Annotated in this window: 19 protein-coding genes; 12 read left to right on the top strand and 7 right to left on the bottom strand. The window is 73.5% G+C overall.

What is annotated here, in order from left to right; all coding sequences use genetic code 11:
• Positions 1-17: 17 nt before the first annotated feature.
• Together IF89_RS0108860 and IF89_RS0108855 are read right to left on the bottom strand one after the other, a co-directional pair.
• Positions 18-584 carry a SigE family RNA polymerase sigma factor gene (locus tag IF89_RS0108860; protein WP_030763752.1) on the bottom strand — a complete coding sequence of 189 codons (567 nt, stop codon included), beginning with the start codon at positions 582-584 and terminating at the stop codon, positions 18-20.
• A gap of 310 nt (positions 585-894) precedes the next feature.
• A complete protein-coding gene (locus tag IF89_RS0108855; RefSeq protein ID WP_030763749.1) occupies positions 895-1,899 on the bottom strand; it encodes an adenine glycosylase in 1,005 nt (334 codons plus the stop codon).
• 266 nt (positions 1,900-2,165) lie between these two features.
• Between IF89_RS0108855 and IF89_RS0108850 the strand changes: the two genes are divergently transcribed.
• A complete protein-coding gene (locus IF89_RS0108850; RefSeq protein ID WP_030763746.1) occupies positions 2,166-2,978 on the top strand; it encodes a hypothetical protein in 813 nt (270 codons plus the stop codon).
• A gap of 59 nt (positions 2,979-3,037) precedes the next feature.
• Here the strand turns inward: IF89_RS0108850 and disA are convergent, their stop codons facing one another.
• Positions 3,038-4,162: a DNA integrity scanning diadenylate cyclase DisA gene (disA, locus tag IF89_RS0108845; protein ID WP_030763743.1), complete on the bottom strand. Its 1,125-nt coding sequence runs from the start codon at positions 4,160-4,162 to the stop codon at positions 3,038-3,040.
• 274 nt (positions 4,163-4,436) lie between these two features.
• Complete coding sequence (gene radA, locus IF89_RS0108840; RefSeq protein ID WP_030763740.1) at positions 4,437-5,852, bottom strand: DNA repair protein RadA; 1,416 nt, start codon at positions 5,850-5,852, stop codon at positions 4,437-4,439.
• 264 nt (positions 5,853-6,116) lie between these two features.
• Between radA and IF89_RS0108835 the strand changes: the two genes are divergently transcribed.
• Positions 6,117-7,898, top strand: a complete 1,782-nt coding sequence (locus IF89_RS0108835; protein ID WP_030763738.1) for a BACON domain-containing protein — start codon at positions 6,117-6,119, stop codon at positions 7,896-7,898.
• A 27-nt stretch (positions 7,899-7,925) separates the two neighbouring features.
• Here the strand turns inward: IF89_RS0108835 and IF89_RS0108830 are convergent, their stop codons facing one another.
• Positions 7,926-8,747, bottom strand: a complete 822-nt coding sequence (locus IF89_RS0108830; RefSeq protein ID WP_420706898.1) for a hypothetical protein — start codon at positions 8,745-8,747, stop codon at positions 7,926-7,928.
• A gap of 162 nt (positions 8,748-8,909) precedes the next feature.
• Here IF89_RS0108830 and IF89_RS0108825 point away from each other — a divergent pair, with 162 nt between their 5' ends.
• The 5 genes from IF89_RS0108825 to ilvD all read left to right on the top strand — a co-directional run bounded on the left by IF89_RS0108825 (position 8,910) and on the right by ilvD (position 14,219).
• Complete coding sequence (locus tag IF89_RS0108825; protein ID WP_030763733.1) at positions 8,910-9,857, top strand: Ppx/GppA phosphatase family protein; 948 nt, start codon at positions 8,910-8,912, stop codon at positions 9,855-9,857.
• Positions 9,858-10,083: 226 nt separating this feature from the next.
• Positions 10,084-10,734 (top strand): DUF7691 family protein, encoded by a 651-nt coding sequence (locus tag IF89_RS0108820; RefSeq protein ID WP_030763730.1) that lies wholly within the window; start codon positions 10,084-10,086, stop codon positions 10,732-10,734.
• Between the two features lie 68 nt (positions 10,735-10,802).
• Positions 10,803-11,630 (top strand): sugar phosphate isomerase/epimerase family protein, encoded by an 828-nt coding sequence (locus IF89_RS0108815; protein WP_030763727.1) that lies wholly within the window; start codon positions 10,803-10,805, stop codon positions 11,628-11,630.
• Positions 11,627-12,247 carry a TetR family transcriptional regulator gene (locus IF89_RS0108810; protein ID WP_030763724.1) on the top strand — a complete coding sequence of 207 codons (621 nt, stop codon included), beginning with the start codon at positions 11,627-11,629 and terminating at the stop codon, positions 12,245-12,247. Before IF89_RS0108815 ends, IF89_RS0108810 begins: the two co-directional genes overlap by 4 nt.
• Positions 12,248-12,368: 121 nt before the next feature.
• Positions 12,369-14,219, top strand: coding sequence for a dihydroxy-acid dehydratase (gene ilvD, locus IF89_RS0108805; protein ID WP_030763721.1), 1,851 nt, complete (start codon positions 12,369-12,371; stop codon positions 14,217-14,219).
• Positions 14,220-14,278: 59 nt separating this feature from the next.
• Here ilvD and IF89_RS0108800 read toward each other — a convergent pair whose 3' ends face one another.
• A complete protein-coding gene (locus tag IF89_RS0108800; protein ID WP_030763719.1) occupies positions 14,279-16,423 on the bottom strand; it encodes a serine/threonine-protein kinase in 2,145 nt (714 codons plus the stop codon).
• 106 nt (positions 16,424-16,529) lie between these two features.
• Here IF89_RS0108800 and IF89_RS0108795 point away from each other — a divergent pair, with 106 nt between their 5' ends.
• The 5 genes from IF89_RS0108795 (at position 16,530) to proC (ending at position 20,063) form a co-directional block, all read left to right on the top strand.
• Positions 16,530-16,832, top strand: a complete 303-nt coding sequence (locus IF89_RS0108795; protein ID WP_030763717.1) for an SH3 domain-containing protein — start codon at positions 16,530-16,532, stop codon at positions 16,830-16,832.
• Positions 16,833-16,958: 126 nt separating this feature from the next.
• On the top strand, positions 16,959-17,525 hold the full coding sequence (locus tag IF89_RS0108790; RefSeq protein ID WP_030763715.1) for a hypothetical protein: 567 nt from the start codon (positions 16,959-16,961) through the stop codon (positions 17,523-17,525).
• A gap of 78 nt (positions 17,526-17,603) precedes the next feature.
• Positions 17,604-18,401 carry an ABC transporter ATP-binding protein gene (locus tag IF89_RS0108785; RefSeq protein ID WP_030763713.1) on the top strand — a complete coding sequence of 266 codons (798 nt, stop codon included), beginning with the start codon at positions 17,604-17,606 and terminating at the stop codon, positions 18,399-18,401.
• Positions 18,398-19,135, top strand: coding sequence for an ABC transporter permease (locus IF89_RS0108780; RefSeq protein ID WP_030763711.1), 738 nt, complete (start codon positions 18,398-18,400; stop codon positions 19,133-19,135). The genes IF89_RS0108785 and IF89_RS0108780 overlap by 4 nt, the downstream gene beginning before the upstream one ends.
• 118 nt (positions 19,136-19,253) lie before the next feature.
• Positions 19,254-20,063: a pyrroline-5-carboxylate reductase gene (proC, locus tag IF89_RS0108775; protein ID WP_030763708.1), complete on the top strand. Its 810-nt coding sequence runs from the start codon at positions 19,254-19,256 to the stop codon at positions 20,061-20,063.
• Between the two features lie 87 nt (positions 20,064-20,150).
• Here the strand turns inward: proC and trpS are convergent, their stop codons facing one another.
• Positions 20,151-21,149: a tryptophan--tRNA ligase gene (trpS, locus tag IF89_RS0108770; protein ID WP_030763706.1), complete on the bottom strand. Its 999-nt coding sequence runs from the start codon at positions 21,147-21,149 to the stop codon at positions 20,151-20,153.
• Between the last annotated feature and the right edge of the window lie 649 nt (positions 21,150-21,798).

The raw sequence follows: 21,798 nt of genomic DNA, 5'->3' as shown, positions 1-21,798 counted from the left end.
GTTCAGGTCTTGGCCGTTCAGGCCGCGCACCGCTCACGCCCCTCGTACCGCATGGTGTGGTCACCGCGCTCCAGCGCACGCATGTCCAGGTCCCGGCTCTCCAGCTCCTGCCGGAGGCGGGCCAGGGCGCGGTGCAGAGTGCTCTTCACGGTTCCCGCCGACATCCCGAGCGCCGCGGCCGTCTCCTCGGTGCTCATCTGCTCCCAGTGTCGCAGGACGACCACACTGCGCTGCTTGGGCGCGAGCACCTTGAGGATGTCCATCAGCAGGGCACGGTCGGCGCGCTGGTCGGAGCCGTCCTCGACGGACGCGTCGGGCAGCTGCTCGGTGGGGACCTCTTCGAGCTTGCGGGCCCGCCACCACTCCGTACGGGTGTTGATCATGACCCGGCGCAGGTAGGCATCGGCCAGGGACTTGTCGGCGATGCCGTCCCACCGGCCGTAGGTGCGCACGAGGGCCGTCTGGAGGAGGTCCTGGGCGTCGGTGGGGTCCGGGACCAGGCGTCGGGCACTGCGCAGGAGGGCGTCCTGCCGGGTGCGCACGTACTCCTCGAACCCGAGTACCTCGCCATGCGCCTGCGCCATTTCAGACCGCCTCCGTTCCCGTCCGACCGCTCCACCGCTGTCTTACGGGGACGACGCTACGGAGGGGTTGTCACGGGCCTGTGCGGGCCAGCCTGCGGTGGGAGCACGGACACCCATAGGTTGTGTAACAGCGGCCGTGAGCTGGGGTTTAGCGGCAAAAACCGGAATCTCTGACTCAGCTTCAGTCGCGGCTACGGGGGGTGGCCGGTCGGTGCACGGTCCGTTCCCGAACCGCCCGACCGGCCCCCGAACCACACGCGGCCGAACTTCGCCGAGCCCCCCGCCGAGGTCCCGCGCAGGCCTCCTGCCGTCAGGCCTGCGGCCGGCTCTGCGGCAGCCGGTACAGGCCGCCGTCGAGCGGCTCCACCAGCCCGTCGGAGACCAGCCCGTCGAGCGCCCGGGCCCGCTGCACCGGTTCGTTCCACACCGTGTCGAGCACGGCCTGCGGCACCGGCCCCAACGCTTCCCGCAGCACGGCCAGGAGCTTGCCCCGCACCTGCCGGTCGGTCCCCGCGTACGTCTGCCCGCGCCGCGGCGGCCCGTCGTGCGCCGGCTTCCCGGCCAGCCGCCACGCGCAGAGCCCGGCCACCGGGCAGCGCACGCAGTCCGGGTTCTTCGCGGTGCACACGAGCGCGCCGAGCTCCATCGAGGCCGCCGCCCAGCGGGCCGCGGTGGGCTCGTCCTGCGGCAGCAGCTCGCGGGCCAGGCGCCGTTCGGCGGCCGTGGTCGCGTTCGGCGGGTACTCGACACCGGTGGCCGCGCGCGCGAAGACCCGCCGGACGTTGGTGTCGAGGACGGCGTGCCGCTGGCCGTACGCGAAGGAGGCGACGGCCGCGGCGGTGTACTCGCCCACCCCGGGCAGCGCGAGGAGCTGGGCGTGTTCGCGCGGGACGTCGCCCCCGTGCCGCTCCGTTATCGCGGCGGCCGCGCCGTGCAGCCGCAGGGCCCGGCGCGGGTAGCCGAGCCGCCCCCAGGCACGCACGGCCTCGCCGGGGGCCTCGGCGGCCAGGTCGGCGGGGCGGGGCCAGCGGGCGATCCACTGCTCGTAGACCGGCAGGACCCGGCTGACGGGGGTCTGCTGGAGCATGAACTCGCTGACCATGACGCCCCAGGGGCCCGCCTCGGGGCGGCGCCAGGGCAGGTCGCGGGCGTGCTCCTCGAACCACGCGATGACGGGGGAGTGCAGCGCATGGCGGGCGGAGGCGTCGGACCCGTCGCAGGTCACGCCGCGGTCCGGGCCGGGGGACACGCCGGCGGACGCGTCGGACGAGGCGTCGGCGGACACGTCGGGGGAGGAAAGGGGGGATGCAGTCATGGCGTACGGCATCCTGACACGTTTCGGACCTCGGGGGCGGACGTGTCGGCCGGACCGGGCCCGGTCGGCCGGACGCCCGCCGAACCAGCGCCGGTGCGGCGCCGATGGTCACCCAACGTACTCAAACCGGATTGATCTCCATATCAGCCCTTTGGCCGGTTCTCGCCGCCTCCGCTTGCGCCCGCAGGATGATCATCGGCAAATCGAGTCCGCTGCGCGGCATGTGGGGCACTGATCGGGGCGCGAACTCTCGTAAAGTTCCCTCCGTGGGATCTCTGCGCAATCCGGTCGGGCCGCTCCCCTCCTCCATCTACTGGCGACGGAGGGCTGTGCTGGCGTCCGTCGTCGCGCTCCTCGCGCTCCTCGCCGTATGGACCGTCAGTTCCGGTGGGGGAAAGACGAGTACGAACGGAAAGGGCGAGGGCCGCCCCGATCCCGTCACCTCCATCACCCCCGGGCCGGCCGGCACGGGCCCCGCCATCAGCGCCGCCCCCGGCGGACGCCCCGACTCCGGCAGCGGCGGGAACACCGGGTCCGAGGGCGGCGGCTCCGGCGGCGGCGCGGGCAAGAACGGCGAACCGGGCAGCGGCGCCGCCACGGGCGGCGGTTCCGGTTCCGGTTCCGCTGCCGCAGGCGCGGGCGGCGCGGCGGCGGTCCCGGCGGACTCCCCGCTGCCCACGTGCGCGACCAATGCGCTGCAGTGGGAGGTCAAGAGCGCGAAGAACGAGTACGAGGCGAACGAGAAGCCCCGCCTCGAACTGATCGCCCGCAACATCTCCGGAACCACCTGCAAGGTCGATCTCGGTCCGAAGCACGCCGTGCTGACCATCCTTCAGGCCAGCGCCAACAAGGCGGTGTGGTCCTCGGCGGACTGCCCGGCGGGCGCGGGCAACGCGTTCTTCCGCGTCCCGGCACAGGGCGAGACCACGTACGCGCTGGACTGGGACCGCAGGTTCAGCGCGGCCGACCAGTGCCAGTCGCCCCCGGCGGGTTCGGCCGCTCCGGACACCTACGTGGTCGAGGTCAAGTCCCCCGGCATGCCGGTGGCCCGTACCTCCTTCGTCCTCAAGCAGGACTAGCAGCAGCGCGCACGCGAACGGAGGCAGGAGCCCGCCGGGGTCGGCCGAGCGGGCACGCCCTAGACGTACCGCTCCAGGATCGAGGACTCCGCCAGCCGGGACAGCCCCTCGCGGACGCTGCGGGCACGGGCCTCACCCACGCCGTCCACCGCCTGCAGGTCGTCGACGCTCGCGGCGAGCAGCTTCTGCAGACCACCGAAGTGCTCCACCAGCCGCTCGATGATCGCCCCCGGCAGCCTCGGCACCTTCGCCAGCAGCCGGTAGCCGCGCGGCGACACCGCCGAGTCCAGGGTCTCGGGCGAGCCCGTGTATCCGAGCGCCCGGGCCACGATGGGCAGTTCCAGCAGCTCCGGGTGGGTCAGCGCGTCCAGTTCCGCCAGCGCCTCGTCCACCGTGCGGGAACGCTTCGCCGTGGGCTCCGGCACGTAGTCCCGGATGACCAGCTCCCGCTCCTGCTCGATCCCGACCGTCAGCTCGTCCAGTTGCAGGGAGAGCAGTCGCCCGTCCGTGCCCAGCTCGACCACGTACTCGGCGATTTCCGTGGCGATCCGGCGGACCATTTCCAGCCGCTGCGCGACCGCCGTCACGTCGCGCACCGTGACCAGGTCCTCGATCTCCAGAGCCGACAGCGTGCCGGCCACCTCGTCGAGCCGCAGCTTGTAGCGCTCCAGCGTGGCCAGCGCCTGGTTGGCCCGCGACAGGATCGCCCCGGACTCCTCCAGGACCCGCCGCTCCCCGTCCACGTAGAGGGCGATCAGCCGCATCGACTGCGACACCGACACCACGGGGAAGCCGCACTGCTTGGAGACGCGGTCCGCCGTGCGGTGGCGCGTGCCGGTCTCCTCCGTGGGGATCGACGCGTCCGGTACGAGCTGGACGCCCGCCCGCAGGATCTTGGTGAGGTCCTTGTCGAGGATGAGTGCGCCGTCGAGCTTGCACAGCTCGCGCAGCCGGGTCGCGGTGAACTCCACGTCCAGGACGAAGCCGCCCGTGCACATCGCCTCGACGGCCTTGTCCATGCCGAGGACGATGAGGCCGCCGGTGTTGCCCCGGACGATCCGCTCCAGTCCGTCGCGCAGCGGCTGACCAGGTGCGACCGCGCTCAGCGAGGCGCGCAGGAGCGCGTCGTGCTTGGAGCTCGCGCCGGACTTCCCGGGTGCTGATGCCCCGTCCTTGGCTGCCACTGCACTCCTCCGGTCGCGGGTTGCGCCACCCGGCGCGGGGGCACGGAGACGTGCGTACGGCTGGGCGGACCAGCACAAAGTCTACCGGCGCGCGCCACGGCCCCGCCGTGGCTCGGCCAGGTAGGGCCGGGCGGCGGCCCGTACGTGCCTCCTGACCAGCGGTCCGACCGGCCGGTCGGCCGGGTCGATCATGGCGGTCCACCCGGGTCGACCAGGGGCTCAACCGGTCGGTCGGACCGGGGTGCGCAGTGACCCGGAGCGGGGCCGCCGGCGCCTACTCGGCCGCCGCCCGCTCCCTCGCCGGTGTACGGGAGCGCCCGCGGGGCAGCACGCGCAGCGCATCACCCATGTCGGCGACCTCGGTCACCTTCATCCCCGGCGGCACCTTGCCCGGATCCGCCGGGACCAGCGCGTGCGTGAAGCCCAGCCGGTGCGCCTCCGCCAGCCGCCGCTGCACGCCCGTCACCCGCCGCACCTCGCCGGCCAGACCGACCTCGCCGATCGCCACCAGGTTCTTCGGGAGGGGGACGTCGCTGGCCGCCGAGGCCAGCGCGAGCGCGATCGCCAGGTCCGCGGCCGGCTCGGTGAGCTTCACGCCGCCCACGGTGGCGCTGTAGATGTCGCGCTTGCCGAGCGCGGTGATCCGGCCGCGTTGCTCCAACACCGCCAGCATCATCGAGACGCGCGAGGTCTCCAGGCCCGAGGTGGTTCGCCGGGGAGAGGGAATCTGCGAGTCCACGGTCAGCGCCTGCACCTCGGCGACCAGCGGCCGCTTCCCCTCCAGGGTCACGGTCAGGCAGGTCCCCGGCACGGCCTCGGCCCGCCGGGTCAGGAACAGCCCGCTCGGATCGGCGAGCCCGGTGATCCCCTCGTCGTGCAGCTCGAAGCAGCCCACCTCGTCGGTGGCGCCGTACCGGTTCTTCACGCCGCGCACGAGCCGCAGCCGCGCATGCCGGTCGCCCTCGAAGCTCAGCACCACGTCGACGAGGTGCTCCAGCAGGCGGGGGCCGGCGATCGCGCCGTCCTTGGTGACGTGGCCGACGAGGAGGGTCGCCATGCCCCTTTCCTTGGAGGCCCTGATCAGCGCGCCCGCCACCTCGCGCACCTGGGCCATGCCGCCGGGCGCGCCGTCGATCTCGGGGGAGGCGACGGTCTGTACGGAGTCCAGGACGAGGAGGGACGGCTTCACGGCGTCGAGGTGCCCGAGGACCGCCGACAGGTCGGTCTCGGCCGCCAGGTACAGATGGTCGCTCAGCGCCCTGATCCGGTCGGCCCGCAGCCGCACCTGGCTGGCCGACTCCTCGCCCGTGACGTACAACGTGCGGTGCTCGTCGCTGGAGGCCTTCGCCGCGACGTCCAGCAGCAGCGTCGACTTGCCCACGCCGGGCTCGCCGGCCAGCAGCACGACGGCGCCGGGCACGAGCCCGCCGCCGAGGACGCGGTCGAGCTCGTCCACCCCGGTGCTGCGGGCGGTCGCCGTCCGGCCGTCGACCTGCGCGATCGGCAGCGCGGCGGTGGAGACCCGGCCGGCCGCGGTGGTCCGTACGGCGGGCGCGCCCATCTCCTCGACCGTGCCCCAGGCCTGGCACTCGGGACACCGGCCGAGCCACTTCGCCGTCGTCCAGCCGCATTCGGTGCAGCGGTAGGACGGACGGTCCTTGGCGGATGAACGAGCAGTGCGGGCAGCCATGCGGTTCACGGTAGCCGTCCGCACCGACAGCCAGTGCCGCGGTGCCGTCCGGGCTGCCGGTCCGGGTGCGGTCCGGGCTCCGCCCGTGCCGGTTCCGCCCGTGCCGGATCCGCCCGCGGGGCCGAGGCCGGGTCGGGCGTCGGGTCGTCGTCCCGCCCGGCCGTCACGCCCGTGCGTCAGTGCGCCGGCGATCTGTTCACCCTTAAGGGCTAAAACCGGGGAAGGCTTCCAAGGCTCCCCCGACGCGCCGCCTACGGTCGCCAGGTGAACAGCAGCAGCCAGGCACAACCCTCACCGCGCACCGGCGCGCACCGGGCGCACGGGCGCACGCCCCAGGAAGAGGAGCCGCCGCGCCCCTTCCGGCACGAGCCGTACCTCGACGGCCTGTTCACCTACTGCCTGTCGGTCCTGTGCGACCACGACACCGCGACCGATGTGCTCGGAGACGTCCTCGCCGTGGCCGAGCGGCACCCCGGCCGGTGCCCGGACGAGGGCGACCGGCGGGCCTGGCTCTACGCGCTCGCCCGCTGGGCCTGCCTGCGCCGGCTGGCCGACCAGCGGCGCATCCGGCCGGGCGCGCACTCCGCCCGGCGTGCGCCGGAGCACGAAGGGGAAGGCCGTGCGCCCGGGGGCGCAGCGGGCGGCGGCCCGGCCCCCGAGGCCCACCGGCAGCTCGACGTCAGCGCCTACCGCCGCACCGAGCTGGCCCGTCTGGCCTGGCCCGAGGCCGCCGGCACCACGCCCGCCCAGCGTGAGGCCCTCGAACTCGCCGTCCGGCACCGCCTCGGCGTTCCCGAACTCGCCGCCGTCCTCGGTACACCCCCCGCCGCCGCCCGCGAGCTCCTGACCGGCGCCGCCTGCGAAGTGGAGCGCACCCGCGCCGCGCTCGCCGTCGTCGAGACCGGCGGCTGCCCCAGCGTCTCCCAGCTCACCGGCGGAGGCGCCGACGGTGCCGGCACCGGCGGCGACGTGCTGCTGTCCAGCACCCTGCGCGCCGAGCTGGTCCGCCACGTCGACGACTGCCCCCGCTGCCGGCGCGTCGCCGAGCGGGTGGGCGCCGCCGCTCCCTGGCCCGGCTCGGGCGGTGTCGACACCGCCGCGCTGCCGCTCGTACCCGCCCCCCGCACCGCGGTCCACGCGGCGATGCTCCGCTCCGGCCGGGGCCGCGGCCGCAGCCCCGGCCCGCGCTTCGACCGCACCGGCTTCCCCATGGACCCCAGGGACCGCGCCGCCCGCCGCGACCGGCTCCGGGCCCGGGCGGTCACCACCACCGTCGTCGCCACCGTCGTCGCCGCCCCGGTCCTGGCACTGTGGGCCTCGTACCGCAGCGAACAGGGCACCGGCGAGTCCCCCGGCGACCACTCGACCCGCATCTCCGCGAGCGAGACCGAACTCCCGACCGCCCGCATCGACGGCCGCCCGCTGACCGCCTACGAGAACACCGGGAACGCCACCGGCACCACCACCGGCGCCTCCGCCTTCACCGGGACCAGCGCCTCCTCCGACGTCTCCGTCGAGGTGATCAGCAGCGGCCCGCCGGCCAGCCCCGACCACGCCGGCGCCCCCGGCCGGCTCTCCGTGGCAGCGTCCTCGCGGGGCGCCCTGACCCTGCTCACCCTCACCGCCTCCGGCGGCGCCCCGGTGAACTGGCGGCTCTGGTCCGACGGGCCCTGGCTGCATGCGAGCCGTACCGCGGGAACCCTCGCGCCGGGAGAATCGGTCACCCTCCAGATCACCGTCGACCCCGAGGCGCAGCCCGTCGGCGCCTGGACCGCCCACGTCGGGGTCGACCCGACCGGCGCGGTGGTCTCCATCCGCGGCCGCGGCCGCCCGCCGTCCACACCCGCCCCGCAGCCGGAACCGACGCCGCCCGCGAGCCCGTCGCCGACCCCGGACCAGACGCAGGGGCCCACGCCGACGCCCGGCCCGACGGAGCCGACGACCCCGCCGCCGTCGCCGACGCCCGCGCCGACCCCGACGGACGGTACGGGCGGCACGGACTCCCCGGCGCCCGAACCCGCCCCGACGGGGCCCGCCGGCGGCTGACGCCCGACGCCGCTCCCCGCCCCTGGCCTACGGAGCCGGGTCGCGAAGCGGTCCCGGAGCCGCGTCCGTGCCCGTGGCCGTGCCCGGAACCGGTCCCGTGACCGGGGCGGGGTCCGCCGGGTGCGGAGCCATCGGCAGCAGCGACGCCAGGCGGGCCTCGCACAGCTCCACGAGGGCCTCGTACCCCTCCTTGCCCATCAGCTCCGTGAGCTCGGCGCGGTACGACACGTACACCGGGTCCCCGGCGCCGTGCGCGGACGTCGCCGACGTGCACCACCAGTGCAGGTCATGGCCGCCGGGACCCCAGCCGCGGCGGTCGTACTCGCCGATCGACACCTGCAGGACCCGGGTGTCGTCCGGCCGGTCGATCCAGTCGTAGGTCCGGCGGATCGGCAGCTGCCAGCACACGTCCGGCTTGGTCTCCAGCGGCTCCCGGCCCTCCCTCAGCGCGAGGATGTGCAGCGAGCAGCCGGCCCCCGCGGGGAAGCCGGGCCGGTTCAGGAAGATGCACGCACCGTCCCAGCGGCGGGTCTGCTTCTCCCCGTCGTCGTCGTTCTGCGTCCACCCGCTCTCGCTGCCGACGTCGTGGAACTGCCACAGCTCCGGCGTCAGCCGGGCCACGTGCTCCGCGACGCGCTTCTCGTCGTCCTCGTCGGAGAAGTGCGCGCCGAGCGTGCAGCAGCCGTCCGAGGCCCGGCCCGCCTGGATGCCCTGGCACCCGCTGCCGAAGATGCAGGTCCAGCGGGAGGTCAGCCAGGTCAGGTCACAGCGGAAGACCTGCTCGTCGTCGGCGGGGTCGGGGAACTCCACCCAGGCCCGGGGGAAGTCCAGCCCCTTCTCGTCGGGCACGGCCCTGCCCTTTCCGGCCTTGCCGCCCTTGGCACTGCTCGTGGTCCTGCCCGTGTCCTTCAGCGACCGGGTCTTGTTGGCCTTCTTCGTATTTGGCACAAACCCAAGCCTAAGCGCCCCTTACTCAACCCCTGAGTGTTCCGCGCAGTAGCGTTTCCCCCTATGAGACTCGGTGTCCTTGATGTGGGTTCGAATACCGTCCATCTGCTGGTGGTGGACGCGCACCCCGGTGCGCGCCCGCAGCCCGCGCACTCGCACAAGGTGGAGATAAGGCTGGCCGAGCTGCTCGACGCCGCCGGCGCGGTCACCCCCGCGGGAGTCGAGCGGCTCCTCTCCGTCATCAACGAAGCAGTGCAGGCCGCCGAGGACAAGGGGTGCGAAGACGTCCTGCCCTTCGCCACCAGCGCCGTGCGCGAGGCCACCAACGCCGACGAGGTCCTGGCCCGGGTCAAGGCCGAGACAGGCGTCGACCTGCCGGTCCTGAGCGGTGAGGACGAGGCGCGGCTCACCTTCCTCGCCGCCCGCCGCTGGTTCGGCTGGTCCGCCGGAAAGCTGCTGGTCCTGGACATCGGCGGCGGCTCCCTGGAAATCGCGTACGGCATCGACGAGGACCCCGACGCGGCCGTCTCCCTCCCGCTGGGCGCGGGCCGCCTCACCGCGGGCTGGCTGCCGGGCGATCCGCCGGACGCCCGCGACATCCGGGCGCTGCGGCGGCACGTCCGGACGGAGATCGCCCGCACGGTCCGCGAGTTCAGCCGTTTCGGGGCCCCGGACCACGTCGTGGCGACGTCGAAGACCTTCAAGCAGCTGGCCCGCATCGCGGGCGCGGCCCGCACCGCGGACGGCCTGTACGTGCAGCGCGACCTCAGCCGCAAGGCGCTGGAGGAGTGGGTCCCGCGGCTTGCGGAGATGACGACGGCCCAGCGCTGCGCGCTCCCGGGCGTCTCGGAGGGCCGCGCGAACCAGCTCCTGGCCGGCGCCCTGGTCGCCGAGGGCGCCATGGACCTGTTCGGCGTCGACGAACTGGAGATCTGCCCCTGGGCCCTCCGCGAGGGCGTCATCCTCCGCCGCCTGGACCACCTCCCGACACCGGGCCCCGCCGCCGCGTAGCACGACCCCGGCGCAGCACCGCCCGGCGGCGCGATGCGGGCACGGGCGCGGGGAGGCACGGCGTGGGGGAGCCGTGGTGCGGGGGAGCGGCGGTGTGGCGGAGCTGTGGTGTGGCGGAGGGGCGGCGTGTACGGGTGCACGCCCGGCCGGTGCCCCCACCCCCCACCCCCCGTACCAGCGACCACCTGATGCCGCGGTGTCCGAGGGCGTGGGCAGGATGGTGACCATGAGTCACAACATCTCGTACTCGACGGCGGACAAGGCCCACGTGCTGGCCTACCTCGGCAGCAAGGGCGATCTCACGGGGGATCAGCTGCGCCGGCTGGAGCTCATGCGCAACCGTGCCCGGGCCTACCAGGACAACCTCGACCGGCAGGGACTGGACTGGGGGCTGTCCGTCCCCGACGCGCTGGAGCACCTCGTCGCCGGGCGCACCGACTCCGACGCGGACTGCGCGGGCAACGCCTACACCACCGCCCTGCAGTTCATCATCGACTGCAATGCCTCGGACGACTCCCACCTGGGCACGTACTCCAAGCCCAGCACCTTCTTCGGGCTCGTCGACGACGAGATGCGCCGCCTCGGCGTGGCCGCCGACCTGCTGCCCCACAGGTACCTCTTCGGGGGCCCGCCCGTGGAGTTCCCCGACATCCCCTGGTCGATGGACGGCTACCCGGCCATCGGGCACCTGCCGCTCGCGAGGACCAAGGACGCCGCCGACGCCTACCGGGCCGTTCTGGACCGGATGGACCCGGACTTCCACTACGACGTGCAGCAGCTCGCCGCCGTCCTCGACGCCGAGCACAAGGAGTGGGAGCGCGCGACGAGGGACCTCGACCGGTACACCCAGGACACCCTCTTCTTCCGCCTCGTCTGACGGCCGGAACCGGGCCCGCGTGGCGGCCGTCACGTACCGGGCGGGCGCGGGCCCCGTACCCTGTCCCCGTGGCAGAACCCGTCCGCATCCCCACCGCGAAGGTCGCCCTGTCCACCGCCTCCGTCTATCCGGAGTCCACGGCGACCGCCTTCGAGATCGCCGCGCGCCTCGGTTACGACGGCGTCGAGGTCATGGTGTGGACGGACCCGGTCAGCCAGGACATCGACGCGCTGCGCCGTCTGTCGGAGCACCACCAGGTGCCCGTCCTCGCCGTCCACGCGCCCTGTCTGCTGATCACCCAGCGGGTGTGGTCCACCGATCCCTGGGTCAAGCTCCAGCGCGCCCGGTCGGCCGCCGAAAGGCTCGGCGCGTCCACCGTCGTCGTGCATCCGCCCTTCCGGTGGCAGCGGCAGTACGCGCGCGACTTCGTGTCCGGCATCTGGCGGATGGCCGAGGAGACCGACGTGCGGTTCGCGGTGGAGAACATGTACCCGTGGCGGTACCGCGACCGCGAGATGCTCGCCTACGCCCCCGAGTGGGACGTCACGAAGGACGACTACCGGCACTTCACCGTCGACCTGTCGCACACCGCGACCGCCCGCACCGACGCCACCGCCATGGTCGACCGGATGGGGGACCGGCTGGCCCACGTGCACCTCGCCGACGGGAACGGCTCGGCCAAGGACGAGCACCTGGTGCCGGGGCGCGGTACGCAGCCCTGCGCCGAACTGTTGGAGCGACTCGCCGCGACCTCCTTCGACGGGCACGTGGTGATCGAGGTGAACACGCGGCGCGCGATGTCCTCCGCCGAGCGCGAGGCGGACCTCGCCGAGGCGCTGGCCTTCACCCGCCTGCACCTGGCCGCCGCCGGCCGCGACGGGGCGCGCCGGCCGTGACGAAGGAGAGCGCGCCGCGCCGCCGGGGGCCGGGCCGCCCCCGCCAGGACGAGGTCGAGGAGGGCCCGGGTACGCAGGAGCGCATCCGGCTCGCCGCCCGTGAGGTGTTCGCCGAACGCGGCTACGACAAGACGTCCGTGCGCGGCATCGCGAAGGTCGCCGGTGTGGACCCGGCGCTGGTGCACCACTACTTCGGCAGCAAGGACGACCTGTTCGCCGCCGCCATCGAGATCAGCATGGAGCCGGCCCTGGTGCTCCCGGCCGTCATCGGGGAGGGGCCGGACGGCATCGGTGAGCGCCTCTCCCGCTACTTCTTCGGGATCTGGGAGAACCCCGTCACCCGGGCGCCGCTGCTCGCGGTGATCCGGTCCGCGCTCACGCACGAGGCCGCCGCGAAGGTGCTGCGCGGGCTGGTGCTGCGCAGGCTGCTGCAGCGGATCGCCGCCGACCTCGACGTGCCCGACCCGACCTTCCGCGCCGAGCTCGCCGCCTCCCACATGGTCGGCATCGCGATCCTGCGCTACGTCCTCCAGGTCGAGCCGCTCGCGTCCGCGGACCCGGAGGACATCGTGGCGCTCGTCGCCCCTACGCTCCAGCGGTACCTGACCGAGGGCTGAGCCGCCCGTCCCGCCATGCGGACAGGCCGTCCGGATCGCGGGCGGTGGGCGTAGCCTCGTACCTGAGCCATATCCGCAGTCGCGGCTGACCGTACAGCCGTACTCATGGGGAGTGAACCGCATGCCCGAGCTGAGGTCCCGCACCGTCACCCACGGCCGCAACATGGCGGGTGCCCGCGCCCTGATGCGCGCCTCGGGCGTAGCGAGCGCGGACATCGGCAAGCCGATCATCGCGGTGGCGAACTCCTTCACCGAGTTCGTCCCCGGCCACACCCACCTGGCGCCGGTCGGCCGGATCGTGTCGGACGCCATCCGCGCGGCCGGCGCGATCCCCCGCGAGTTCAACACCATCGCCGTCGACGACGGCATCGCGATGGGCCACGGCGGCATGCTGTACTCCCTGCCGTCCCGCGACCTGATCGCGGACAGCGTGGAGTACATGGTCGAGGCGCACTGCGCCGACGCCCTGATCTGCATCTCCAACTGCGACAAGATCACCCCCGGCATGCTGATGGCCGCCATGCGCCTCAACATCCCGGCCGTGTTCGTCTCCGGCGGCCCGATGGAGGCCGGCCAGGCGATCCTCGTCGACGGCACCGTCCGCAAGCTGGACCTGATCGACGCCATGGTGGACGCCTCCAACGAGAACGTCTCCGACGAGGACGTGCTCCGCATCGAGGAGAACGCCTGTCCCACCTGCGGTTCGTGTTCCGGCATGTTCACCGCCAACTCGATGAACTGCCTGGCCGAGGCCATCGGCCTGGCCCTTCCGGGCAACGGCTCGGTCCTCGCCACGCACACCGCCCGCCGTGCCCTGTACGAGGACGCGGGCCGCACGGTCGTGGAGATCACCCAGCGCTACTACGGGGACGGCGACGAGTCCGTCCTGCCCCGCAACATCGCCACCCGCGAGGCCTTCGAGAACGCCATGGCCCTCGACATCGCCATGGGCGGCTCCACCAATACGATCCTGCACCTGTTGGCCGCCGCGCAGGAGGCGGGCCTGGACTACGACCTCAAGGACATCGACGCCGTCTCGCGCCGCGTCCCGTGCCTGGCCAAGGTCGCCCCGAACGTGGCGCCCGGCGGCACGTACTACATGGAGGACGTGCACCGGGCCGGCGGCATCCCGGCGATCCTCGGCGAACTGCACCGCGGCGGCCTCCTCAACAAGGACGTGACGACCGTCCACTCCGCGGGCCTGGAGGACTGGCTGGCGAAGTGGGACGCCCGCTCGGGCACGGCGACCGACACGGCCATGGAGCTGTGGCACGCGGCCCCCGGCTGCAAGCGCTCCGCGACGGCCTTCTCCCAGTCCGAGCGCTGGGACACCCTCGACCTCGACGCCGAGGGCGGCTGCATCCGCTCCGTGCAGCACGCGTACTCCAAGGACGGCGGCCTCGCCGTGCTGCGCGGCAACATCGCCGTCGACGGCTGTGTCGTCAAGACGGCCGGCGTCGACGAGTCGATCTGGACCTTCGAGGGCCCGGCCGTCGTCTGCGAGTCGCAGGACGAGGCCGTCGACAAGATCCTGCGCAAGGAGGTCAAGGCGGGCGACGTCGTCGTCATCCGCTACGAGGGCCCGCGCGGCGGCCCGGGCATGCAGGAGATGCTCTACCCGACGTCGTTCCTCAAGGGCCGCGGGCTCGGCAAGGTCTGTGCGCTGGTGACGGACGGCCGGTTCTCCGGCGGCACCTCCGGCCTGTCCATCGGGCACGCCTCCCCGGAGGCGGCGTCCGGCGGCGACATCGCCGTCGTCGAGGACGGCGACCTCATCCGCATCGACATCCCGAACCGGTCCATCGAGATCGTCGTCGACGACGCGGTCCTGGCGGCCCGCCACGCGGCGCTGGGCGGGGTGTACGCCCCGAAGAACCGCGAGCGCAAGGTCTCCGCGGCCCTGCGCGCCTACGCTGCGATGGCGACCAGCGCCGACAAGGGCGCCGTCCGCGACGTCACCCGGCTGGGCTGACCCGGCCGGCCACGGGCAGCGACGCCCCCGCACCGATCCGGTGCGGGGGCGCCCGCGTCTCACCAGCGGGCCGGGTCGGCGGCGTCCACCGCGAACACCGAGCCGTCGGGCGCGCCCGCGAAGATCCGCCCGCCGCCGGCCACCGGCGCGGGCAGCGTCGACGCGTAGGTGTCCTTGCCGTCGGCCATCCGCGGCCGGGTCTGGCCCGCCGGCCGGCCGTCGGCCGCGTCGACGGCCAGCAGCCGCCCGTCCGGCGCCGTCAAAAGGACCCGGCCGCCGGCGACCACCGGCCGGGAGGCCACCGTCACGCCCGTCTCCAGCCGCCACCGCTCCTTGTCGGCCCCGACCGCGGCCAGTGCGCCGGACGTCCCGAACAGGTACGTGACCCCCTCCCGGTCCACCGCCGCCTCCGCGTCGAACAGCGGCGCCGCCAGCCGCACCCGCTGCGCCGAACGCGCCGCGAGGTCGGCGCGCACGACGGCGGTGGTCCGGCCGGAGGCGTCGACGTCCATCAGGTACAGGCCGCCGCGCGCCGCCCCGACCGGCCGCAGCCGCCCGGCCGTGCGGAACTGCCGTCCGGCGCTCCCGGTCGCCGGGTCGACGGCGGCGAGCTGCGTGGAACCGCTGCCGTCGGGCGTCGCCACGTACAGCTCGGCGGGCTCGGTAACGCCGTCGCCACCACCGCCGGTCCACCACACGGAGCCGACCCCGCCGATCTGCTGCGTCCACCGCGCGGTGCCGGTCGCCGCGTCCAGGGCGGTGACGCTGCCGTGCGTTCCCACCAGCAGGACCTGCGCACCCGCGGGCAGCACCTGGGAGCCGGCGGGGAGCCCACGGCGCCAGCGCTCGGCGCCCGTGGCCGGGTCCAGCGCCCGGAGCGTCTCGCTGCCCGGTACCACGACGAGGACGCGACCGCCGGCGTGCAGGGGTGCGGCGGCGGTCGCGGTCCCCTTCGCCGGCGCGCCGGTCGGTGCCGCCACCGTCCACACCGCCCTGCCGTCGGCGGGGTCGAGCCGGGCGGCGGTGAGGCCCGGTCCGGCGCAGTAGAGGGCCTCTGCCTGCCAGGAGCAGGCCCCGATCCGGCTGCCCGTGCCGGGTGTGCCCAGGGGGACCGACCACGGCGCGAAGGCCTTCGCGGGCGCCGGATCCGACGTGCCCGCGATCTGCGCGGTCGACGACCCGGCGGCCGTCCCGAACCACAGGTACCCGCCGACGGCGCCGCCCACCAGCAGCAGCCCGGTCCCGGCCGCGACCGCGATCCGCGTCCGCCGCCGGCGCGGGGGCCGGGGCTCCGGCGCTGCGGGGACGCGCTCCCGGCGGTGGGTGAGCAGTTCGGCCCCGTCGGGCGGGCGCGGCCGGGGGATGAAGGCCTGGGTGTCCTCGGCGGTCGGGTACGCGACCGCCCGCATCTCCCCGATCAGCTCCTCCGCGGTCGGCCGCTCCTGCGGATCCTTCGCCAGGCACCGCTCGACGAGCGGTACGAGCTGCCGCGGCAGCCCGGTCAGATCGGGCTCGCTGTGCACCACCTGGTACGCCACCAGGTAGTGGCTGTCGGAGTCGAAGGGCCCGCGGCCCGTCGCCGCGTGGACGAGCACCGCGCCCAGGGCGAAGACGTCCGCGGCCGTCCCGACCTCGCGGGGCCGCTGGAACTGCTCGGGCGCCATGAACGGCGGCGTCCCGATCAGCTTGCCCGTCTCGGTCCGCAGGTCGCTGTCCGCCGGCCGGGAGATCCCGAAGTCGATGACCCGTACGCCGTCGGGCGCCATGAGGACGTTGCTCGGCTTGAGGTCCCGGTGGACCACACCGGCCCGGTGGATGTCGCGCAGCGCCTCCGCCAGCCCGGCGGCGAGCCGGGCCAGCTCGGTGCGGTCCAGCACCCGCTCCCGCACCCGCTCGGCGAGCGTCGGCGCGTCGATGAACAGGGTGGCCATCCAGGGCCGTTCGGCGTCGGGATCCGCGTCCACGACAGGGGCGGTGAAGGCACCGCTCACCCGGCGCGCGGCGGCGACCTCCTGCCGGAAGCGGGCCCGGAACTCCGGGTCCACCGCATGCTCGGCATGCACGATCTTGACGGCGAGTTTCAGCCCCGAGCCGGAGGTGGCGAGGTGGACGACGCCCATCCCTCCGGAGCCGAGCACCGATTCGAGCCGGTACTGCCCGGCGTACTCCGGAAAGCCCGCGTACTCCGCACGCAGCGAATGCACCGCTCACCACCCCCGCCGGAGCCTAGTCGATGAGCCGTACGCATCTCCAAGGTCCTGCTACCCTGCGCGAGTTGCGCACGGCAACGCCCATGGGGGGAGATGTCGCATGTCGGTGGAGAACGATTCGAGCCAAGTGCAGAGTGTTGCATCGGGCTCCGGCTACCCGTCCTACCCGGTCGCTCCCGGCTACCGGCTCAACGTCCGCAGCGGCCCCGGCACCACCTACTCTGTGATCGACGTCCTGCCGCTCGGCGCGACCGTCACCCTGCGCTGCCAGACCGAGGGCACCACGGTCTCCGGCCCGTACGGCACGACCGACATCTGGGACTGCATCGGCAACGGCCGGTTCGTCTCCGACGCGTACGTGCGGACCGGCAGCGACGGCTACGTGGTCACGCACTGCGGCTGACCGGACGGCGCGGCCCGCGTTCCGTCCGCCATGCGCCGGCCGCGTCCGCCGCGTGTGCCGCGGACGACCCGTCTGACACGTGAGACACACTCGGCCCGACCGGCCCGGCGGGGGATAATCGCTGCTGTGAGCGACGATCAGCGAGACCAGCCCCCCGTCGAGCCGGCGACCGGCGCGGCCGCCCCGGCCCGGGCGTCGTCCACGCCCGCGCCGACGGCCCCCGCCGGCCCGCAGCCCGAGCCGATCCGCTACTTCGGCACCACCTGGGTGAACCACGAGAGCGGCTACGGCCTGCGCCGCGCCGCCCTCGCCGTGGGATCGCTGGTCACCGCGACCGCCGCCGCCGTCCTGCTGCGCCTGTCCTACGAGGGCCTGGCGATCGGCAACGTCGGCCCCTTCCTCAGCATCTCCGTCGTCGTCCTCTTCGCGATCGCCAGCTCCATCGCCTTCATCAAGACCTGGGACTCCTACAACCGGCGCCCGGCCCCGTCCTCCGACGAGGCCGCGCTCAAGGGCCTGAAGACGATCGGTTTCATCGGCTCCCTCATCGCCTACGCCCTGCGCTGCCTGGTCGAGGCCCCCGGCGAGAAGCTCCGCCGCGCCGAGTACGAGCGAGCCCTGGCCGAGTACGAGCGCCGCCGCAGCACCCGCACCGGCAACCCGGCCGCCCGGCGACCGAAGCGCAGGAAGTAGCCCTCACCGCCCCCGGCAGTACGCCCGCAGTGTCCCGGTGATTGACGCCCCGGCACCGCCGGGCGCATTATTCATCACATGATGAATAAGCAGCCGGGTGAAGCACCGGCCGCCGTCCACGCCCACGGCCTCACCGTCCGCCGCGGCACCGGCCGCACCCCGCGCACCGTCATCGACGACATCGCCTTCGACGTCCCCCGCGGCCGCATCACCGGCCTCCTCGGCCCCTCCGGATGCGGCAAGTCCACCCTCCTGCGCGCCATCGTCGGCACACAGGCCCACGTCACCGGCACCCTCGACGTCCTCGGCCGGCCCGCGGGCCACCCGGACCTCCGCTCCCGCATCGGCTACGTCACCCAGGCCCCCTCCGTCTACGACGACCTCACCGTCCGCCAGAACCTCGACTACTTCGCCGCGATCCTCGACCCCGGCCGGACCGCCGCGGCCCGCCGCGCCGAAGCCGTCGACCGCGCCCTCACCGACGTCGACCTCACCGGCCGCGCCGGCGCCCTCGCCGGCAACCTCTCCGGCGGCCAGCGCAGCCGCGTCTCCCTCGCCGTCGCCCTGCTCGGAACCCCCGAGCTGCTGGTCCTCGACGAACCCACCGTCGGACTCGACCCCGTCCTGCGGCGCGACCTGTGGAACCTCTTCCACGACCTCACCGCCACCCGCGGCGCCACCATCCTCGTCTCGTCCCACGTCATGGACGAGGCCGAGCGCTGCCACGACCTCCTCCTCATGCGCGACGGCCGCATCCTCGCCCAGGACACCCCCGACGCCCTGCGCACCCGCACCCACTCCGCCACCGTCGAAGAGGGCTTCCTGCGCCTCGTCGACCGGGCGAACACCCTCGCCGCCCAGGAGCAGCCCCGATGAACACCGCCCGCACCGCCGCCACCGCCGCCCGCGTCCTGCGCCAGCTCCGCCACGACCCGCGCTCCATCGCCCTGATGGTCCTGGTGCCGGTCCTGATGCTCACCCTGCTGCGCTACGTCTTCGACGGCAGCCCCCGCACCTTCCACAGCGTCGGCGCGTCCCTCCTCGGGATCTTCCCCCTGATCACCATGTTCCTGGTGACCTCCATCGCCACCCTGCGCGAACGCACCTCCGGAACCCTCGAACGCCTCCTCGCCATGCCGCTCGGCAAGGGCGACCTCATCGCCGGCTACGCCCTCGCCTTCGGCGCCGTCGCCGTCGTCCAGTCCCTCCTCGCCACCGGCCTCGCCCTCTGGGTCCTCGGCCTCGACGTCGTCGGCTCCCCCTGGCTGCTCCTCCTCGTCGCCCTCCTCGACGCCCTCCTCGGCACCGCCCTCGGCCTCTTCGTCTCCGCCTTCGCGGCCTCCGAGTTCCAGGCCGTCCAGTTCATGCCGGCCGTGATCTTCCCCCAGCTGCTGCTGTGCGGTCTCTTCGCGGCCCGCAACACCATGCACCCCGTCCTCGAAGGCATCTCCGACGCCCTGCCCATGTCCTACGCCGTCGACGGCATGACCCAGGTCCTCACCCACACCGACATGACCGCCGACTTCGTCCGCGACACCGTGATCGTCGCCGCCTGCGCCCTGCTCGTCCTCGCCCTCGGCGCGGCCACCCTCCGCCGCCGCACCCCCTGACCGCACTGCGGACAGCACGCCCCCGCACCCCGCACGGGTGCAAGGATGAGGACGCGTACGCGAACGCCCCCTGCCTACGCAGCCCAGGTGAAGCACAGTTCGGCGAGGTGAATCGGGCATGACCCAGACAGTCGCAGTCCTCGGTACCGGCAAGATCGGCGAGGCCCTGCTCAGCGGAATGATCCGCGGCGGCTGGCCCGCCTCCAAACTCCTCGTCACCGCGCGCCGCAGCGACCGCGCCGAGGAGCTGCGCACCCGCTACGGCGTGGAGGCCGTCTCCAACGCCGAGGCCGCCAAGCGCGCCGACACCCTCATCCTCACCGTCAAGCCCCAGGACATGGCCAAGCTCCTCGACGAGCTCGCCCCGCACGTCCCCGCAGGCCGGCTCGTCATCAGCGGCGCCGCCGGCATCCCCACCTCGTTCTTCGAAGAGCGCCTCAGCCCCGGCACCCCCGTCGTGCGCGTCATGACGAACACCCCCGCGCTCGTCGACGAGGCCATGTCCGTCATCTCCGCCGGCAGCCACGCCACCGCCGAGCACCTCGCCCACACCGAGGAGATCTTCGGCGGAGTCGGCAAGACGCTGCGCGTCCCCGAGTCCCAGCAGGACGCGGCCACCGCCCTCTCCGGCTCGGGCCCGGCGTACTTCTACTTCCTCGTCGAGGCCATGACCGACGCCGGCATCCTCCTCGGGCTGCCCCGCGCCCAGGCCCACGACCTCATCGTCCAGGCCGCCATCGGCGCCGCCGTGATGCTGCGCGACAGCGGCGAGCACCCCGTCAAGCTCCGCGAGGCCGTCACCTCCCCGGCCGGCACCACCATCAACGCCATCGTGGAGCTGGAGAAGCACGGCGTACGCGCCGCACTGATCGCCGCCCTCGAAGCGGCCCGCGACCGCAGCCGCGAACTCGCCTCCGGCAACAGCTGACCTGCGGGTACGGGCCCCCGCCCCGGCGCCGGGCCCGTACCCGCCGGCACCCGCGTACCCGCACCCGAACCGGTCGGACCGGGGCCGCTACGGCACGAGCAGCCCGATCGCCTCGTACGCCCGGTCCACCACGGGCCGTGCCAGCTCCCGGGCCCGCCCCGCGCCCTCCCGCAGAGCCTTGTCCACCTGCGCGGGGTCCGCAGCCAGCTCCGCGTGCCGCTCCTGCAACGGCCGCAGCAGCTCGACCACCGCGTCGGCGACGTCCCGCTTCAGCGCGCCGTACCCGGTGTACCCGTCCGCGAGCGCGACGGGATCACCGCCGGTGCACGCAGCCAGGATGTCCAACAGGTTCGCCACCCCCGGCCGCGCCTCCCGGTCGTGGACCACCGCACCGTCCCCGCTGTCGGTGACGGCCCTCATCACCTTCTTGCGCACCACCCCGGGCTCGTCGAGGAGGTAGACGATCCCCGAGCCGTTCGCATGGGACTTCCCCATCTTCGACGTCGGGTCCTGGAGGTCCATCACCCGCGCGGCCACCGCCGGATGCGTGGCCCTCGGCACGGTGAAGGTATGGCCGTAGCGCTGGTTGAAGCGCACCGCCAGGTCCCGGGTCAGCTCGACGTGCTGCCGCTGGTCCTCACCGACCGGCACCTCCCCGGCCCCGTACGCCAGGATGTCGGCTGCCATCAGCACCGGGTAGGTGAGCAGCGACAGCCGTACGCCCTCGCCGGAAGCCTGCGCCTTGGCGGCCTTCTCCTTGTACTGGATCATCCGGCGCAGCTCCCCGTCGGTCGCCGTGCACTCCAGCAGGTAGGCCAGCCGCGTGTGCTCGTGGACGTGGCTCTGGACGAACAGGGTGCAGCGCTCGGGTCCCAGGCCGGCCGCCATCAGGAGCGTCGCCGCCTGCCGGCTGAGCCGGCGGACGCGTGCGGGCTCGTGCTCGACGGTCAGGGCGTGCAGGTCGACGACGCAGAACAGCGCATCGTCCGGCTTGCTGTCGGCAGCGACCCACTGCCGTACGGCGCCCAGGTAGTTGCCCAAGGTCATGTGGCCGGTCGGCTTGATCCCGCTGAAGATCCTCGTCATGTCCTGCTCTCCCTGTGCGTGAGTGGTGTGGGGTCACCGCGTGGGCGGCCGGTCCACTCCCGGGGAGGGGAGCACAACAGAAACGGCCGCCGGGGGCGGCGGCCGTGAGCGCATGCGTGCTCGCGTGGAAGGTCGGCCGCCGTCAGGCGGCCCACCAGCGACGGCTGGGCGTGAGCGCATGCGTAGTCATGGGAGCCAGAGTAGACCGCCCGGCAGGGGTCGGCGTGGGTTTTGCGCACTCTGCGCGGCGCCGGTCAGCAGGGGGTTGACACGGGTGTGCCCAGTCCGTAAGGTTCTTCGAGTTGTCCGACGTGAGCGCCGACACAGTCGGTCCCCGGACAGCCATTCCGCACTGCCATTCGAACGAACGACGTACTTTGTCGTCTCGTTTTCATGCGTATTTGCGAATGAGGAATCCGCGTCCGAGGACGCCGCCGCCGATTAGGTTCGGGGGCGGGGAATCCGCTACTGTCTCACTCGCCGCAAGGGCCCAACAGCCCGCGCAGCACAACCCGCTGACAGGGAGTCAGGCCCGAAAGGATCTGATAGAGTCGGAATCGCCGGAAAGGGAATCGCGAAAGCGAGAACCTGGAAAGCACCGAGGAAATCGGGCCCGAAAGAGTCTGATAGAGTCGGAAACGCAGGACAG

The organism is Streptomyces sp. NRRL F-2664, from assembly GCF_000719345.1.
Taxonomy (GTDB): domain Bacteria; phylum Actinomycetota; class Actinomycetes; order Streptomycetales; family Streptomycetaceae; genus Streptomyces.
Note: the sequence above shows the minus strand (reverse complement) of the source record. Positions and strands in the feature narration are given on the sequence as shown.